The organism is Bacillus sp. ILBB4 (genome assembly GCF_035064545.1).
In the GTDB taxonomy this organism is placed as follows: domain Bacteria; phylum Bacillota; class Bacilli; order Bacillales; family Bacillaceae_H; genus Priestia.
In genome coordinates, this window is the sequence record NZ_JAIQVD010000003.1 from 715,375 (window position 1) to 731,289 (window position 15,915).

Below are 15,915 nucleotides of genomic sequence, written 5' to 3' on the forward strand. Positions count from 1 at the left end.
AGAAATGAATACAGAATAAAGGATGAGAAAGCACAGTGAAAATGAAAGATGCGTTAAAGAAAAAAGGAATGTTTGTTAAAAAATTACCGAATCAAGGTGAGTTCTTCCGAAAGCGGTGGGAAAATGAATTTGCAAGTGCTTTAAGCGCATCGCAAAAAAAGAAAATTTATATGGACCAGTTTCTGTGGCATGCATTTAGCTATGAAAAGCTCCCTTGCTTACAAGGAGAACAAGCGATTCAAGCGTTCGAACAGCAAATAAAGAACGACTGTTATTTGTTGTTTGAGCATGATGAACGGGTGCTGCAGCTATCTAAATGTAAGCATCTAACAAGCGCTGATTTAAGTAAAAATACAAACATGTATTTAGAAGATTTATATGTGGTTGATGAAGATTTCACATGGACTTACGTGATTACCCATGAAAGCTCATGTGGACCTTACTTTTACCGAACATAATAAAGATAGAGCCTGCCGTGTTTATTAATATGGCAGGTTTTTTCTATAAAAGAACATTTTATTAATTAAAAGTAATTATAGTAATAAAATGGTTTTTGATCTAAAAGTTTTGGGTATTTATTACTAAATATTATCCATTTATCTTCTATATCTATATTACCATTTGGGATTTTTTCAAAAAATAGGATGTGAAATTAATTTTTTGTATGCTAAGGCAATTACTGCTAGTAAGCTTGTCTTACAAAATTCGTTTTGGAAAAGGAGGTTTTTGTATGAAATGGTACCTACATGTACTAAAAAATTATAGAACGTTTCAAGGAAGAGCAACGCGTAAAGAGTATTGGATGTTTGTCTTATTTAATTTTATTATGTGGTGTGTGCTTTCAGCTATTGAACTTATAACAGATATGCCTCCGTTTATGCGTATAGTTTATCTTGTTGCAGTCTTCATTCCATCTCTTGCTGTGATGGCACGCCGACTGCATGACATAGGAAGAAGCAGCTGGTGGTATTTAATTAACTTTGTTCCAGTTATCGGAGGCATTTGGCTGCTTATCTTATTTTGTCAAAGAAGCGAAGTAACAGCCAATATTTACGACACAGACACGCAGGCATCTTAACCAGAGTAGTTTATTAGTTTAAAAAGTTAGTAAACTAAACGTGCGAATTGTTTCTAATTAAAAAGAGGTTGGGACAAAAGTAGTTTAGTTCGGATTTTTTCATAGTGTGATGGTGAACGTAAATTTTATGTATGTAGGTTCTTCTAGCAGTTGATTGGAGGGCAAGGCGAAGACTCCTGCGGGAAAAGCGGGACAGATGAGACCCCGCAGGAGCGCAAGCGACGAGGAGGTTCAGCGCCCGCCCGCGGAAAGCGAAGCCTTGCACGGAAATCAACGGCGGTGTCATAAGCGGTTCAGCTCATGTATCTGATTTGTTCGTCTTTAGGTTAGATTCATTTCGTTATGTCCCGGCCTCTTTTTTCATTTTCCCACACGCTGCTGGGAATTTCTTTTCGAAGAACAGGTGCAATATCACTTGCAAAGCGCTCTAGCTGTTCGCGCTGTTCTGCTTCGCTTAGACCGTCTACGCTGATGCTCAGCACTTCGTTTCCATAAGCATGGTAATAGTCTATTGTTTTTTCAATGATTTGCTCCGGGCTTCCTACTAAAGCAGGACCGTGTTGAACGATATCTTCGAGTGACGTGAACGGCGATTGATTATGTTTGGCTGCTTCCGTATTGCTAAAGGCGTTATAGTACGGGCGATAGCGGCGAATCGCTTCTTCCCCTGTATTAGAAATATATAGGCTGCTCGCCCCCGAACCGACGATGGCCTTGCGTGGGTCATGGCCATAATAAGCCAAACGTTCCCGGTAATGGTCAATCAGCGCTTTATATTTAGCCTGAGGATGGAAGGAATTAGATGAAAATAGCGGCTCTCCGTATTTAGCCGCAAGTTCTGTAGACAGCGGGCTTGACGCGCTTCCATGCCAAACGGGAATAGAAGGCTGAAACGGGCGAGGCTGAGTCGTAACGTTAGTTAAAGGCGGTCGATAACGGCCGCTCCACGTGACATTTTCTTCTGTCCAAAGCTGTTTCAAAAGAGCGTATCTTTCAGCAAGAGACTCCCATTGTTCTTCTTCTGTAATGCCAAAAAGCGGATAATGACGCGGGTCGTTGCCTTTTCCAATAATCAGTTCAAGGCGTCCACCCGACAGGTGATCAAGCGTTGCATAATCTTCAGCTACTCGTACAGGATCTAAAATGCTTAGAACCGTAACAGTAGTAAGAAGACGAATGTGTGACGTTTTAGCAGCGATTGCACTTAAAACAACGGGAGGAGAAGAAGACAAAAAAGGAGCTCCGTGTCTTTCGCCGACTCCGTAAGCATCAAAACCTAATTTTTCTGCCAGCACTGCTTGATTTAACACATGCTGAAATTTTTCTTGAGCAGTTAATGTTTCTCCAGTAACCGGGTTCGGGATGTTTTGAATAAGACTAAATAAAGCAAATTTCATACGTTTTACCTCCAAAAGATAAATTGGTGGATGACAATAAAAAAAGCAAACGTACACTCATTATCGTGTCCATTTGCCTCCAGTTGACTGGTAGATATGTAGTTTCATTGTTTTATTAGTTGTATCTTAAGCGGTAGACACCAAGCTGTCAAGATAATCTTTTTCTGAAAACCTACTTGATTTATCGGTTAACTAGTATTATGATGTGAATAATCTTACACGAAGTAAGCCCACTGGTTAACCAGAGGCTCTTGATGAAGCGGATGCTTCATCAAGAGCCTCTTTTTATTACATAATATAGGGATTTAGGGGAGGAACGCATGAAAAAATATTGGCTGTTTTTACTTTCAATTGTAGTAGCTGTTAGCGTGGCAGGCTGCGGAACAAACGTATCTTCAAGTGCAGGAAAAAAGAAAGAAAAAGATGTTCAAACGATTGTTGTTGGAACAGGCACTCAGTTTCCTAATATTTGCTTTATTGATGATAAAGGCAAACTGACCGGCTATGACGTAGAAGTAGTAAGAGCAATCGACAAAGAGTTAAAGGATTATAAATTTGAATTTAAAACGATGGAATTTTCAAATCTGCTTCTCAGCTTAGAAAGTAATAAAATTGATATGATTGCTCATAATATGGCTCAAAACGCTGAGCGAAAGAAAAAGTTTTTATTTAATGATGAAACATATAATTATTCTCCGCTTTATGTAACGGTTCCTAAAAATCGAAATGATATTCATTCCTTAAAAGATTTAGAAGGTAAAAAAATGATTGTAGGAGCTACAAGCAATGCGGCCGTTTATCTAGACAAATACAATCAAAAACACGGCAATAAAATCGATGTAGTTTACGCCGGTCAAGGTGCGGATGATGCCACAACTCAATTAAAAACGGGCCGAGCAGATGCTACGCTTGCGACACCATTTTCCATCGACTTTAGCAATCAAGCGCTGAAATTTCAGCAAAAAACGGTTGGAGATATCGTGATTAATTCAAAAGTATATTTTATGTTTAACAAAAAAGACGAAAAGTTAAAGTCGGAAGTCGATCAGGCGATTAAAAAGCTGAAAAAAGACGGTACGTTAAAAAAACTCAGCACAAAATGGCTAGGAGAAGACTATACGGTGCAATATTGACTATAGCAAAAAAGCAGCTGCCCATACAGCTGCTTTTTTTGTATGATATAAATCCAATAGATAGAAGAAACGATCTGCAAAGAAAACAAAAATTAGTGTATAGTAGAGCTATAAGTACTATAAAAGCAGGACCGCAGTAGGAGGCAATTCATTGATTACGGATTTACAGCGCGGAGATTTCTTTCAAAAAGGACATCGTTATCGCAGAAAACAAATTCATAAGCTTTATAAAGGGCAAGAACAAAGCGAAATATCAACGCCAAAAGCGCATCCATATATTTTTATTTTCACAAAAGAAAGCGGAAGTGAATACGGAACAGGACATGGGTGGAACAGAGATAAAACCTCTTTTTTCTATACGGGAGAAGGTCAAAGAGGATCGATGCAGCTCATTAAAGGCAATAAAGCGCTTCGCGAACATTTCCAATCGGGAAAAGCCGTTTACTTGTTTCACTACGTGGAGCCTGGAGTGGTCGAGTTTGTGGATGAAGTGACGTATATTAATCATCAATTAGAAATCATGTGGGACTCAGACGGAGAGCTTCGTGAAGCCATTATTTTTGAACTTGAACGAAATCCTGTAATTTAGGAAAAAGCAGCAAAGCTGGACGTTTCACCTTATTCAACTGAACAGCTTCGTCATATAGCATTAGGGGAAGAAAAAAAGACAAGTGTTTACGAACAAACGGCAGCTCTTAAACAATGTGTTCACAAACGCGCAGCAGGTATTTGTGAAGCCTGCGGAGAAAGCGCGCCGTTTATCGCAAAAGATGGAAGCTCCTTTTTGCAAATGTATTATCTTTCAAAGCTTTCAGAGAGCGGGCTCGCTAAGCCAAAGGACGCTGCGGCACTATGTCCCAACTGTTATAGTCGTCTACGCTACGGGAAAGATAGTGAAGTATATAAAGAAGAGCTGATTACTAAAATTAATGAAAAAGAAGCAGGAAAGAAAAATGAGTAATATCGTCTTTTTTCATTTTATAAAAAACCGTCTCTAGGCAGGGCAGCTGCCGAGGCGGTTTTTTTGTATGTAGAATGATCTCAAAAAATAAAGACAATAAAGCGTATAAAAATAATAGAAAAACAGATAATGAAAAACTGAAGCTTTCGTTTAAAAAATAGTAAAAGCTGGGGTGATGTGGTGTGGCAGACAAGTATGACTGCGTTATTATAGGTGGAGGAATTGCAGGACTTCAAGCCGCTATTCAGCTTGGAAGATATAAGCGCAGTGTATTGGTTATTGATTCAAACGATGGACGTTCCAATCTTTGCAAAAATTATCAAAATATATTGGGATGGCCTGAGGGAATAAGCGGGCAAACTCTAAGAGAAGCGGGAAGGCAGCAAGCAAAAAGCTGCGGTATTCAATTTGCAGAAGAACGTGTTATTCAATGTCAAAAGGAAATAGAGGGGTTTAGCGTCATTACAAACTCTGCTAACTACGAAGCAGCTACTTTACTGTTTGCGACGGGAGTAGTAGACCGGGTTCCGCCTGAACTTCAGCAAGAGCTATATCCCTGTATGGGAAAAACAGTATATGTATGTCCCGACTGTGACGGATATGAAGTAAATAATAGAAGGGTATTAGTACTAGGGTCGGGAAAAGCAGGAGCCAGTTTATCTCTTACGTTAACATATTGGACAAATGACATTACGTACATTAATCATGACAAAAAAGAGATTGGACCTTTAGCAGATACCTTGATGCAAAAAGGAATTACCTATAAAGAAGCGTCAATAAAAAAAGTCATAGCTGAAGCAGAAATGTTAAAAGGAGTCATCCTCGAAAACAATGAATTTATCTATGGAGAAAGAGGTTTTTTAGCGTTTGGAGGAAATAAAGTTCGAACAGAATTAGCCCATGAGCTCGGAGTAGAACTTCTAGAAAATCAGCACATTATCGTAAATCCGCGTACAAAAGAAACAAATGTTTCAAACGTGTGGGCAGCAGGAGACATTGTGGCTCATTCTGAACAAGTTACGGTAGCGATGGGAGAAGGTTTACAAGCCGCTATTTGGATACACAAACGCTTGTTAGAGCTTCATGAAAAATAATTGTTTTTTTATAAAAAAAGTTAAGATTGCATGTTTTGTTTCCTTTTTGTTAGGGAAATGGAAATGAAAGAAAGAAAAAAATGATTAAAAATGAGGAGAAGGAGTGGCGAAAAAGTGGTATATAGTCAAGTGGTAAGAAAACCTGAGTTTCAACAAGCGGAATCGGAAGGGTTAAATGAAGCCATTCACGAGTACATAACTCGTCGTACACGTCACAATGCACCGGTTGTGGATGCGCTTCGATATATTATGACCATTGAACATAAACATGAACGTATGCAGGTAGCAGCAGAACTGTTCGGATCAGCTATTCAGCGTGTAAAAGATCAAGATATTATTCAATATCTAAAAAAGTGCGGAAGCTACAAAAGAATTTCTGATACGACGGAATAAAACCATTCTCTTTGAAAAAGCGCCTTTAATGGAAAGGGGCTTTTTTTGTTTCCTCCATTTAAAAGCGAAGGCAAATACATAGAATTCTTCCAGTTTGTGCATAGTAAATGAAGCAGAATTAATTGAGGAAGAGACAGAGTTTTGTATCTGACTACGTAAATGAACATTAAAGTAGAATACAATCTTCATTTGTACAAATACCCACTCTTGAATAAATAAAGCTATACGTATGTAGCCCTAGCAGGAGGTTTAGTATATGAGTCAAGAAATACCGTTAAGTTCAAGTGAAATTGCTACTCTTTGGATGACCTATCAGCAAAAGACAATGATCCGAAGAATGTTAGAATATTTTATTGCGCACGCAGAAGATGACCAAGCAAAAGAAATTATGCAAAATACCCATATGCAAGTGGTGAATTATATTGAAGATATCAATACGATTCTAAAAAATGAAGGGGAAGCCATACCGTTAGGATACACAGAAAAAGACGTAAATGTCGGTGTTCCTAAGCTTTATGATAAGATGTTTGATATTATGTTTCTTCGCCTTTTAAAAGAAATTAGCATGGGGCTACATACGCTTCATTTAACCATGTCCTACAGAAAAGACATGATCTCTCTATATAAAGAGCTTACCGCTTTCACGCAAAGTGGCTATGACAAATGTGTAGTGTAGATTATCTTCAGGAAAAAAACGTGCTTCCAAGGCCTCCAGCTGTTTCAGTACCTAAAACAGTGAAGTTCGCTGAAGGTACAGATTACATGAATGGAATCCATTTATTTTCCAGTAAACGTGCATTAAATACTGTAGAGGTAGCACATATTTACTACGCTATTGAAACCAACGTTCTTGGCATGCAAATGATCACAGGGTTTGCTCAAGTAGCAAGTGAGCCTGAAGTGAAGAAGTACTTTGTAAAAGGAAAAGAGCTGGCTAAAAAAGTTGTAAGTGATTATAGTAAAATTCTTTTGGAGAGCGATATTCAGACGCCTGCGACGTGGGGAGCGAAAGCGACCGAGTCAAAAGTAGCACCTTTTTCAGATAAACTAATGATGTATTGTGTGAGTTTATTCTGCAGTTTCGGGCTAGGAAGCAACGCTTTAGGCACTGCGTTTAGTTTACGTGGAGATCTTCCTCTTACTATTGTCAGTACGGCCAAAGACATTTTAACATACGGGCAAGACGGGGGGAAAATCATGGCCAAAAACGGATGGCTTGAGGAACCGCCAAGTATGGAAGACCGAAATGATTTGATTAAATAGAAAAGCATAATACATTACGAAAACTTCTTTTTGTGAAAGAAGTTTTTTCTTTTGCATAAAAAATGTCGTTATTTGTTCGTTTAACGGTTTGTTTTTTGAATAAAAAGGATATATAAACTATAAATTTACAATTTTATGCCAAAAAAGGAGGATGTTGCATATGAAGTGGTACATAAAAGTGTTGAAAAATTACGGGACGTTTTCTGGCAGAGCAAGCCGAACTGAATACTGGATGTTTGTGTTAGTTAACTTTGTTATTTCATTTATTCTTTCGTTCATTCAGTTCGTGATTGATAAGCCTCTTTTTCTGCCGGTAATCTACTCGTTATTGGTTGCAGTCCCTTCGTTAGCGGTAGGAGCAAGAAGGCTCCACGATACGGGAAAAAGCGGATGGTGGCAGCTTATTACATTGGTTCCACTGATTGGCGGTATTTGGCTGATTATTTTATTCTGTCAGCCTAGCGATCCAAAAGAAAATCGTTTCGGTACAACGGCCAAAGCAGCATAATTAGAACTCCCCCTTAGGTAAGGGGGAGTTTTTTAGTGGACAGGTTCTACTATAGCGCCATCATAAGCCGATTGGTAAATAGCTCTTATGTCTTTCTCATGAAGAGGCAAAGGGCTGCGAGCAAGAATTCGTTTTTGCTGGACGCCATCTGCTGTCAGCTTTTGAAGGGCACTTTCTGGAATATTAAAGCCGCGAAGGGTTTGAGGGATGCCGACGTCTTCAACAAGTGACTGCAGCTGCTTTACACACTGATAAGAAGCTTCTTCTTCTGATAAAGAGCTCACGTTTCCCCCTAGTGCTTCAAAAATATCACGCATCTTCGCCACGCAGCTGCTGCGTATGTAACCCATCACATATGGAAGCAATACGGCGTTTGATTCACCGTGAGAAATATGAAACTGTCCACCTAATGGGTAAGCAAGTGCATGAACACCTGCAACACCTGCATTAAAAAACGCAAGCCCTGCTAAATAGCTTCCGTAGCTCATCTGAGTTCGCGCTTCTTTATCTTTGCCATTTTCTACAGCTGTTCTTAAAGAAGAGCTAATCATGCGTATAGCCTTTAGTGCTAAGGCATCGGTTGCTGGATTTGCATTTACTGATATATAAGCTTCAACAGCATGAGTTAATGCATCAACCCCTGTAGCCGCCGTTACTTTAGGAGGCACGCTAAGCGTAAGCTCGGGATCTACAATCGCAACGTCCGCAAGCAAATAGTCGTGGGTCACAACATCCTTGGTGCTTTCAAGAGACAGCACAGAAATATTTGTTACTTCTGAACCCGTGCCGGAAGTAGTGGGAATTAAAATTTTTGGAAGACCTTTTTTTGAAATTTGTTTCGTACCAGTTAAGTTCAAGTATTCTTCTACAGCTCCGTCATGAACGGCTAAAACGGCCGTAAGTTTTGCTAAATCTAATGCGCTGCCGCCGCCAACGCCAATGACTAAATCAAATTTTCGGCTTTTTGCGTAGGATACGAGTTTTTCACCGAGTGCTAAAGGCGGCTCTGGTACCGTATCTGCGTATACATCTACTTCGTATCCATTTTGGATAAGAGGAGTACTAACTTTATCTACAAGTCCAATGTCTTTTAACACGGGGTCTGTGACAATTAAAATATGAGCAGGGTCATATTTTTTTACTTCCGGAAGCAGTTGCTGAAGTGATCCCCATCCTGTGTAGCTAATAGGGGTAAAAACTAGTTTTGAGATGGTCATTTGTTTGTCCTCCAATTTATGAAATTTTTTATTTTAAGCAGCTGCTCAAATTCATTCGTAATAACCTTCAGTAGATTTGCGGAACTGCTGAAATTGATTTGCATCGTGACCAAACCAAACTTGCGAATTAGTTTCGTGGGCTAGACGGCGTATACGTTCAACCGTGTTTGCATATCCAAGAGAGTCGTAGATAATACCGGGTGGTTTAACAGGAGGACCATAGCTCTCAGCTGTATAGATTGTATCAGATGCTAAGATAATGCCACCTGTTTCAGGCAAATGAACATGAAGGCCAAGCATACCCCAAGCATGTCCGCTTCCAAAGTTCAAGACATTAATTCCTTCTGCCAGTTTGATGGTATCTTCGTTTCGTTTAATCGTTTTCCAACGAAGGTCATTTTTTATCCAGGCGTCAATATCAGCCCAAATGTAAGCACCTTCTTTTTGATTGCGTGCATAAGACTGAAGAGTGCCGTTTAACTCATCTTCATGAACGATAACAGTGGCATTAGTGAACAATTCTAAGCAGCCGGCATGATCAAGATGAAGGTGGGAGGCAACAACAAATTTAATTTCTTTAGGGTCAACTCCTAATTGTTCTAATCGATTTGGTAAATAACATTCTTCTGTAGCGGAGTAAGGAAACATTTGTTGAGTTGCCTCAGTCCAACGCCCTTGTGGTCCCATCGATTCAGGGTTGCAGGCTGTATCAAACAGAATTTTCCCTTCAGGATGATTAATTAATACAGTATAAATTGGAAACTCTACAAATTCCGTGGGTGCATGAGGGTTCTTAACAGTTGCTGGGTTATGCATTGCAAGCATCCAGTTTTTATCCATTTGCATCGAGCCGTTGTCCATCACATAAAGCTTTGGGTTAGGTTTGATAATATTACACATATAATAGCCTCCTAAACGTAGTTGAATTTTTGTTTGCGCTTTCAAAATGGCTTTATACTACATTTACCCTATATGCTGGAGAGAATAATCCTTTTTAAAATGGATAGACTCTTTCCTATTCTTTCAACATACTAGACTGCAATTTTTATGCCAGTATTTGAAAAGTAAATATTAGCGCAGTTTTCCTTGGTTCTTGTAACCAAGTGCTGAAAAAATTCACCGCTTTTAGAAGGAAAAAGGCTATTGTGCGTTGAATGGTTAGTGGTGAAAAGTTTCACCATATGTTGGCGGGAATTCACCATAAGAAAGGAATGCGAAACAATGACTTCTTTTAAAGGGAAAAAAGGTTTGACGAACGAAACGTTACAGGCCATCATTGAATTCTCTACGGACGGAATATATGTAGTAAATAAAAAGGGAATAACGATATATGTAAATGAAGCTTATGAAAAAATCACAGGAACAAATAAACGAGACGTATTAGGAAAGCATATGCAAACCGTTATCGATGAAGGATATATTGATCAATCTGTTTCCCTACTTGTGTTAGTAGAAAAACAGCAGCGCTCCATTATGCAAACCATTTCAAGCGAAAGAGACGTTATGGTAACAGGAAATCCAGTGTTTAACAAACAAGGTGAAATAGAGCTCGTTGTGACCACTGTACAGGATATTACACAGTTAAACGCACTTAAAAAAGAGCTGTTAAAGGTAAAAGAGTTTTCACATATGAATGCAAATAAATACGCTGTAAAAGTGAATGGGGCGGAACAGCCCCTAGTGTTTCAAAGCAATAGGATGAACTTGGTTTATCAGCAAGCCAAACGAGTAGCTCCGTTTCCTACAAGTATTCTTCTATCAGGTCCCTCAGGATCCGGAAAAGAAGTAGTCGCTAACCTTATTCACGATTCAAGCGATAGAAACAATCAGCCATTTATTAAAGTGAACTGCGGAGCCATTCCTGAGCCGTTGCTAGAATCAGAGTTGTTCGGCTATGAAAAGGGAGCTTTTACTGGCGCTCGAACAGAAGGGAAAATAGGACTGTTAGAACTCGCTGATGGCGGAACCTTGATGCTTGATGAAATTGGTGAAATGCCGATTTCCTTGCAAGTGAAACTGCTTCGAGTGTTACAGGAAAAGCAGGTACAGAAAATTGGAGGAACTAAAACAAAAAGTATCGATATACGAATCATTTCGGCAACAAATCAACATCTAGGAGAGCTTATTAAAAAGGGGAGGTTTCGTGAAGATTTATACTACCGTTTAAAGGTAGTCGAAATCAGCCTTCCGCCTCTATCTCAACGTAAAGAGGATATCAGTTTACTGGTTGATCATTATGTTTCCTACTTTTGCAGCTTGTATTACGTCCAAAAGCGCATATCAAATAAAGCGAAGCAAGTGCTAGAAGCTTACCAATGGCCAGGAAATGTAAGAGAGCTTCGAAATATGGTGGAGAATATGATTGTGTCTATTCCTGGAGAAACAATTGAAGCCCATCATTTACCTTTTCATACTTATGATGAAGATGAAAAATGTGATTATTTACCTCTAAAAAAGAAAGTGGAGCAGTTTGAACAGCGACTCGTTAAAGAAACTATTCAACATTGTTCATCACTCCGGCAAGCAGCGAAAGAATTAGGTATCGATCATTCTACTTTGATAAAGAAACTAAAAAGATGGGAATGTAAAGAAAGAGAGGAGCAGGCTTGAGATACGTAACAAAAGAATTAGCTCAGAAAATTGTGTATAGAACAATGGAGATTATTGATTGCAACATTAACGTAATGAACGAAAAAGGAGTCATTATTGGTTCTGGTGACAAAAAGCGAATGGACCAAATTCACGAAGGAGCGCTAATGGTATTAAAAAGCGGCAGTTCCTACGAAATTACTCAGCAGCAGGCCGACTTGCTGCGCGGGGCCAAACCAGGCGTGAATTTACCTATTTTCTTTAACGGAGAAATTGTTGGAGTCGTGGGATTAACAGGACTGCCAGAACAGATTCGTAATTACGGAGAGCTTGTGCGCATGGCGGCTGAAATGATTTTTCAAGAAATGATTTTAATAGAGGAAATTCAATGGGACGAACGATTAAAAGAAGAGGTGGTTCATCAGCTTCTTCGAAAAGAAGAGCCGCTTGACTCTTTATTTTTTGACCGGACGAATCGCTTTGATATTAACTTATACCTTCCACGAATGGCACTCATTGTTACAGCTGAAAATCGTCATAAAGTCATGAAACGTGTAAAGAAATATATAACTAATAATGACTTATATGCTATGCTTCCAGACGGAGTGGTCATATTAAAATCTATAGAAGCAGGCAGCGCTAGCAGCTATGCGGAACAGCTGGAAAAACAGCTTCGGGCGTCTGGTATGGTGTGTAAGTTAGCGGCAGGATCTGTTCAAGCTGACTTTAAAGGCCTTCATATATCTTATCAGCAGGCAAAAGATACGCTTGCCGTCGGTTCTAAGCTTCACCCAGAAGCTGTTTTCTACTGCTATTCGGATTATCAAATTCCCGTGCTGTTACGTCAAAGCGCCGGTTTTCAAGAAAATCATGAGCTGTTGCATCACTATGAAAAGCTTAAGGAATACGATAAGAAGAAAGAACTTATCGAAACGTTAACGGTCTACATAGAAGAAAATGGCGAAGGAAGCACGGCAGCTAAAAAGCTTTTTATACATCGAAATACGCTAAGCTACCGTCTAGATAAAATCCAAAGCATCACAGGAAAAGATCCAAGGAAAGTAAAAGACCTTCTCGAACTGTATGTAGCGCTACTGCTATCTAAAATTTCATAATTGTGCACGTGCATAAAAGATCTTGCGATAGTGAGGTCTTTTTCTGTTGAAGTGACTAATGAAAGAACATAAGATAGCGCTTACAATTAACGTTAGGGACAGGAGAAACAAGAAAGGGGATGGCTTTATGGACGTTCAAGTAAGCGCGTTAGGCGCGATTTGTGCATTGGTAATTGCTATTATATTAATCTTAAAGAAAGTGGCTCCCGCATACGGAATGATAGCCGGAGCTTTAATGGGAGGACTGATTGGCGGAGTTAATATTGCTGATACTGTTAATTTAATGATTGAAGGAGCGCAAGGCATCATTCCCGCTGTATTTGGCGTCGCGGTCACTTATCTAGTAGCCAAACGATTAGTGAAAAAAGGAACAATGGTTCAGGCTGAAGAAATAGATACAGTGGATGCAAGCAGCTTGCCGCTGTTTTTAACAGCCATCATAGCACCAATTGTTACCATCGTGCTGCTGGCGCTGCGACCGCTTTTTGATCTTAATATTGACCCAATGGTTGCGCTTCCTGCAGGAGGGATCGTTGGTGCCATCGTAATGAAAAAAGGAAAACAGCTTAATACATACGCTATTTCAGGGTTAGGAAAAATGTCAGGTGTAGCCATTATGCTGCTTGGAACGGGGACATTAGCAGGAATCATTGCTAACTCCCAGCTAAAAGACGTTATTATTCACGGCTTGTCTGCCATTGGATTGCCCGCTTACGTTTTAGCTCCGGTTTCAGGTATTTTTATGTCAGCGGCAACGGCTTCGACAACTGCAGGAACAGCAGTCGCAAGCCAAGTTTTTGGATCGACGATTTTAGAGCTAGGCGTTTCTGCTTTAGCCGGAGCTGCTATGGTTCATGCCGGAGCGACCGTACTTGATCACCTCCCGCACGGAAGCTTTTTCCACGCAACGGGCGGAAGTGTAAATATGAAAATAAAAGAACGCTTAAAATTAATCCCTTACGAATCGCTTATTGGACTTATTATGGCAATTGTATCCACGCTTATATTTGGTGTATTAAAGCTATACGGCTAAAAATAAAAAGGAGTGTTTGCACATGAAAATTGTGATTGCACCTGATTCATTTAAAGAAAGCTTAACGGCTCTTAACGTTTGTGAAGCGGTTGAAAAAGGAATAAAAGCTCATTTTCCTAACGCGGAGATTAGTAAAGTACCTATGGCAGACGGTGGAGAAGGAACCGTTCAGTCGCTTGTGGACGCAACGGGTGGAGAGATTATACAAACAAAGGTAACCGGACCGTTAGGAAAAACGGTGGAAGCTTTTTACGGAATTCTTGGCGGGGGCAAAACGGCTGTTATTGAAATGGCGGCCGCTTCAGGTCTTCATCATGTCCCTGTCGATAAACGAAATCCCCTTATCACAACAACGCGAGGAACAGGCGAGCTGATTCTTAAAGCGTTAGATCATAAAGTGAAGCATATCATCATTGGCATCGGAGGAAGTGCTACAAATGATGGGGGAGCCGGTATGGCAAAAGCTTTAGGGGCAAAGCTTCTTGATGCGAACGAAGCAGAAATCAAAGAAGGAGGAGGCAGTTTAGATCAGTTAGCCTCTATCGATCTGACAAACTTGGATTTTCGGCTTGCTGAAGTCAAAGTAGAAGTGGCGTGCGACGTAGACAATCCGTTAACAGGTGAAACCGGAGCATCCGCCGTATTTGGGCCTCAAAAAGGCGCAACTCCTGATATGGTTAGACAGCTTGACCGTAATCTAGCTCATTACGCAGCGGTTATTGAAAAAGAAATGGATATTCATATTCAGAACGTCCCTGGTGCCGGAGCGGCAGGAGGGCTTGGCGGCGGCCTGCTGGCATTTTTATCTGCGGAGCTAAAGCCAGGTGTAGACATTGTCATTGAAGCAACTCAGCTAGAAAGCTATGTTAAGAATGCTGATCTTGTGATTACGGGTGAAGGAAGAATAGATGGTCAAACCATTTACGGAAAAACACCCATCGGCGTAGCCAAAACAGCAAAAAAACACAGTGTTCCCGTGATAGCCATAGCGGGAAGCATTGGAGCGGGAAGCGAAGCTGTATATGAACACGGTATTCATGCTTTATTCAGCGTCGTGCCCGGTGCAGTGGCTCTGTCAGAAGCGCTGGAAAAAGCCGATGAAAATATTGAACGAACGGCTAAAAACGTAGCGTCAGTTATACGTTTAGCCATAAAATAAAGGACTTAAAGTTCTTCTTATTCTCTTTTTAATAAATGTTAGAAGGTTTCTTCCATCAGAAGGGACCTTTTTTTCGTTTAGGGCTGAAGTAGGCTGCTATCATTCTTTTGAAATTTTAATGTTATAATTAACCAATTGTTAAAATGATTTATATATAAATGAGTTTCAAAAAAGTTGATAGGAAAAGGAGAAACATGATGAAAAATCAAGTTCGTTTACTGAGAGATAAAGAATTAGAAGAAGCAGCAATTATCTATACAAACGTTTTTAGTGGTTCACCGTGGAATGAGCCTTGGAGTAGGAACACTGTTTATGCCCGTTTATATGATATTAGTAAAACTCCAGGGTACATAGGGGTAGGTTACTTCCATAGTGAAAATAATAAACTCATAGGATTTATAGTAGGAAATGAAGAACAATGGGCGAACTATAAGACGTTTTATTTAAATGAAATTTGTGTGTTAACCAGCATTCAGCAGACTGGAGTAGGAACAAGCCTTTTAACTTTTCTGAAAGAATTGCTTGTACAAAGGAAGGTAAAAGAAGCATATGTGTCTACTGAAAGAGGTCAAGGCAAACCAGCACGTTTTTTGAAAAGAAGGGTTTTATCATCCATAAATCCCGTATATTGATGACGGTAAATATAGATTGAATATAAGGGAAAGAATGTAGGGGATTTGCTTTGTCGTTTTAGAAGAAAAGTGCAATAACTAAACGTAAGCAGCGTATTAGAGTAGGAGGAAATAACCCATGGCCTTTTCGTTACTAATTTTAGTGGCTATTCTAATGGTTAGTATTCCGCTGATGATCATTATCGTTAAAACGGTTTGGCACCGAAAGCTTCCTCGTAATTACTACACGCCGTTTGATTATCTTGCTGCACAAACAGAAGAGGAGTTTCATGAAGAACAAACTGAACGGGAAATAAAAGAAAGAGAAGGAGATGTTATAAAAAGAAAGAGCCAAAATTAGTTT

At 39.7% G+C, this 15,915-nt stretch carries 18 protein-coding genes and 1 pseudogene; 16 read left to right on the forward strand and 3 right to left on the reverse strand.

Features of this window, described 5'->3' with window-relative positions:
- Window positions 1-41: 41 nt before the first annotated feature.
- The 3 genes from LAV82_RS15895 to LAV82_RS15905 all read left to right on the forward strand — a co-directional run bounded on the left by LAV82_RS15895 (window position 42) and on the right by LAV82_RS15905 (window position 1,366).
- A complete protein-coding gene (locus LAV82_RS15895; protein WP_213018284.1) occupies window positions 42-458 on the forward strand; it encodes a DUF4275 family protein in 417 nt (138 codons plus the stop codon).
- A 272-nt stretch (window positions 459-730) separates the two neighbouring features.
- Window positions 731-1,078 (forward strand): DUF805 domain-containing protein, encoded by a 348-nt coding sequence (locus tag LAV82_RS15900; protein WP_211079053.1) that lies wholly within the window; start codon window positions 731-733, stop codon window positions 1,076-1,078.
- Between the two features lie 150 nt (window positions 1,079-1,228).
- Complete coding sequence (locus LAV82_RS15905; protein WP_013057469.1) at window positions 1,229-1,366, forward strand: hypothetical protein; 138 nt, start codon at window positions 1,229-1,231, stop codon at window positions 1,364-1,366.
- Window positions 1,367-1,410: 44 nt separating this feature from the next.
- On the opposite strand, the gene LAV82_RS15910 is transcribed toward LAV82_RS15905, so the two are convergent.
- On the reverse strand, window positions 1,411-2,475 hold the full coding sequence (locus tag LAV82_RS15910; protein WP_499716439.1) for an LLM class flavin-dependent oxidoreductase: 1,065 nt from the start codon (window positions 2,473-2,475) through the stop codon (window positions 1,411-1,413).
- Window positions 2,476-2,795: 320 nt separating this feature from the next.
- Here LAV82_RS15910 and LAV82_RS15915 point away from each other — a divergent pair, with 320 nt between their 5' ends.
- The 7 genes and pseudogenes from LAV82_RS15915 to LAV82_RS15945 all read left to right on the forward strand — a co-directional run bounded on the left by LAV82_RS15915 (window position 2,796) and on the right by LAV82_RS15945 (window position 7,827).
- The gene (locus LAV82_RS15915; protein ID WP_211079052.1) at window positions 2,796-3,608 is read left to right on the forward strand and encodes an amino acid ABC transporter substrate-binding protein; all 813 of its coding nucleotides are present in this window, start codon (window positions 2,796-2,798) and stop codon (window positions 3,606-3,608) included.
- Between the two features lie 151 nt (window positions 3,609-3,759).
- Complete coding sequence (locus LAV82_RS15920; protein WP_499716440.1) at window positions 3,760-4,197, forward strand: SRA domain-containing endonuclease; 438 nt, start codon at window positions 3,760-3,762, stop codon at window positions 4,195-4,197.
- Between the two features lie 195 nt (window positions 4,198-4,392).
- A complete protein-coding gene (locus LAV82_RS15925) occupies window positions 4,393-4,569 on the forward strand; it encodes a hypothetical protein (RefSeq protein ID WP_499716441.1) in 177 nt (58 codons plus the stop codon).
- Between the two features lie 182 nt (window positions 4,570-4,751).
- Complete coding sequence (locus LAV82_RS15930; protein ID WP_211079051.1) at window positions 4,752-5,663, forward strand: NAD(P)/FAD-dependent oxidoreductase; 912 nt, start codon at window positions 4,752-4,754, stop codon at window positions 5,661-5,663.
- 114 nt (window positions 5,664-5,777) lie between these two features.
- Window positions 5,778-6,056, forward strand: coding sequence for a hypothetical protein (locus LAV82_RS15935; RefSeq protein WP_013057464.1), 279 nt, complete (start codon window positions 5,778-5,780; stop codon window positions 6,054-6,056).
- Window positions 6,057-6,312: 256 nt separating this feature from the next.
- A pseudogene (locus LAV82_RS15940) lies at window positions 6,313-7,319 on the forward strand (DUF3231 family protein).
- Window positions 7,320-7,479: 160 nt separating this feature from the next.
- Window positions 7,480-7,827: a DUF805 domain-containing protein gene (locus LAV82_RS15945; RefSeq protein ID WP_211079050.1), complete on the forward strand. Its 348-nt coding sequence runs from the start codon at window positions 7,480-7,482 to the stop codon at window positions 7,825-7,827.
- A gap of 32 nt (window positions 7,828-7,859) precedes the next feature.
- On the opposite strand, the gene LAV82_RS15950 is transcribed toward LAV82_RS15945, so the two are convergent.
- Window positions 7,860-9,044: an iron-containing alcohol dehydrogenase gene (locus LAV82_RS15950; protein WP_499716442.1), complete on the reverse strand. Its 1,185-nt coding sequence runs from the start codon at window positions 9,042-9,044 to the stop codon at window positions 7,860-7,862.
- Window positions 9,045-9,095: 51 nt separating this feature from the next.
- Window positions 9,096-9,944 (reverse strand): AhlS family quorum-quenching N-acyl homoserine lactonase, encoded by an 849-nt coding sequence (gene ahlS / locus LAV82_RS15955; RefSeq protein WP_211079048.1) that lies wholly within the window; start codon window positions 9,942-9,944, stop codon window positions 9,096-9,098.
- A gap of 321 nt (window positions 9,945-10,265) precedes the next feature.
- Here ahlS and LAV82_RS15960 point away from each other — a divergent pair, with 321 nt between their 5' ends.
- The 6 genes from LAV82_RS15960 (at window position 10,266) to LAV82_RS15985 (ending at window position 15,912) form a co-directional block, all read left to right on the forward strand.
- Window positions 10,266-11,654: a sigma-54 interaction domain-containing protein gene (locus LAV82_RS15960; RefSeq protein WP_211079047.1), complete on the forward strand. Its 1,389-nt coding sequence runs from the start codon at window positions 10,266-10,268 to the stop codon at window positions 11,652-11,654.
- Window positions 11,651-12,748, forward strand: a complete 1,098-nt coding sequence (locus LAV82_RS15965; RefSeq protein WP_499716443.1) for a sugar diacid recognition domain-containing protein — start codon at window positions 11,651-11,653, stop codon at window positions 12,746-12,748. The genes LAV82_RS15960 and LAV82_RS15965 overlap by 4 nt, the downstream gene beginning before the upstream one ends.
- A gap of 127 nt (window positions 12,749-12,875) precedes the next feature.
- A complete protein-coding gene (locus LAV82_RS15970; protein WP_499716444.1) occupies window positions 12,876-13,781 on the forward strand; it encodes a GntP family permease in 906 nt (301 codons plus the stop codon).
- A gap of 22 nt (window positions 13,782-13,803) precedes the next feature.
- Window positions 13,804-14,940 carry a glycerate kinase gene (locus LAV82_RS15975; protein ID WP_499716446.1) on the forward strand — a complete coding sequence of 379 codons (1,137 nt, stop codon included), beginning with the start codon at window positions 13,804-13,806 and terminating at the stop codon, window positions 14,938-14,940.
- A 197-nt stretch (window positions 14,941-15,137) separates the two neighbouring features.
- A complete protein-coding gene (locus LAV82_RS15980; RefSeq protein WP_499716447.1) occupies window positions 15,138-15,572 on the forward strand; it encodes a GNAT family N-acetyltransferase in 435 nt (144 codons plus the stop codon).
- A 118-nt stretch (window positions 15,573-15,690) separates the two neighbouring features.
- On the forward strand, window positions 15,691-15,912 hold the full coding sequence (locus tag LAV82_RS15985; RefSeq protein WP_499716448.1) for a DUF3951 domain-containing protein: 222 nt from the start codon (window positions 15,691-15,693) through the stop codon (window positions 15,910-15,912).
- Window positions 15,913-15,915 lie beyond the last annotated feature (3 nt).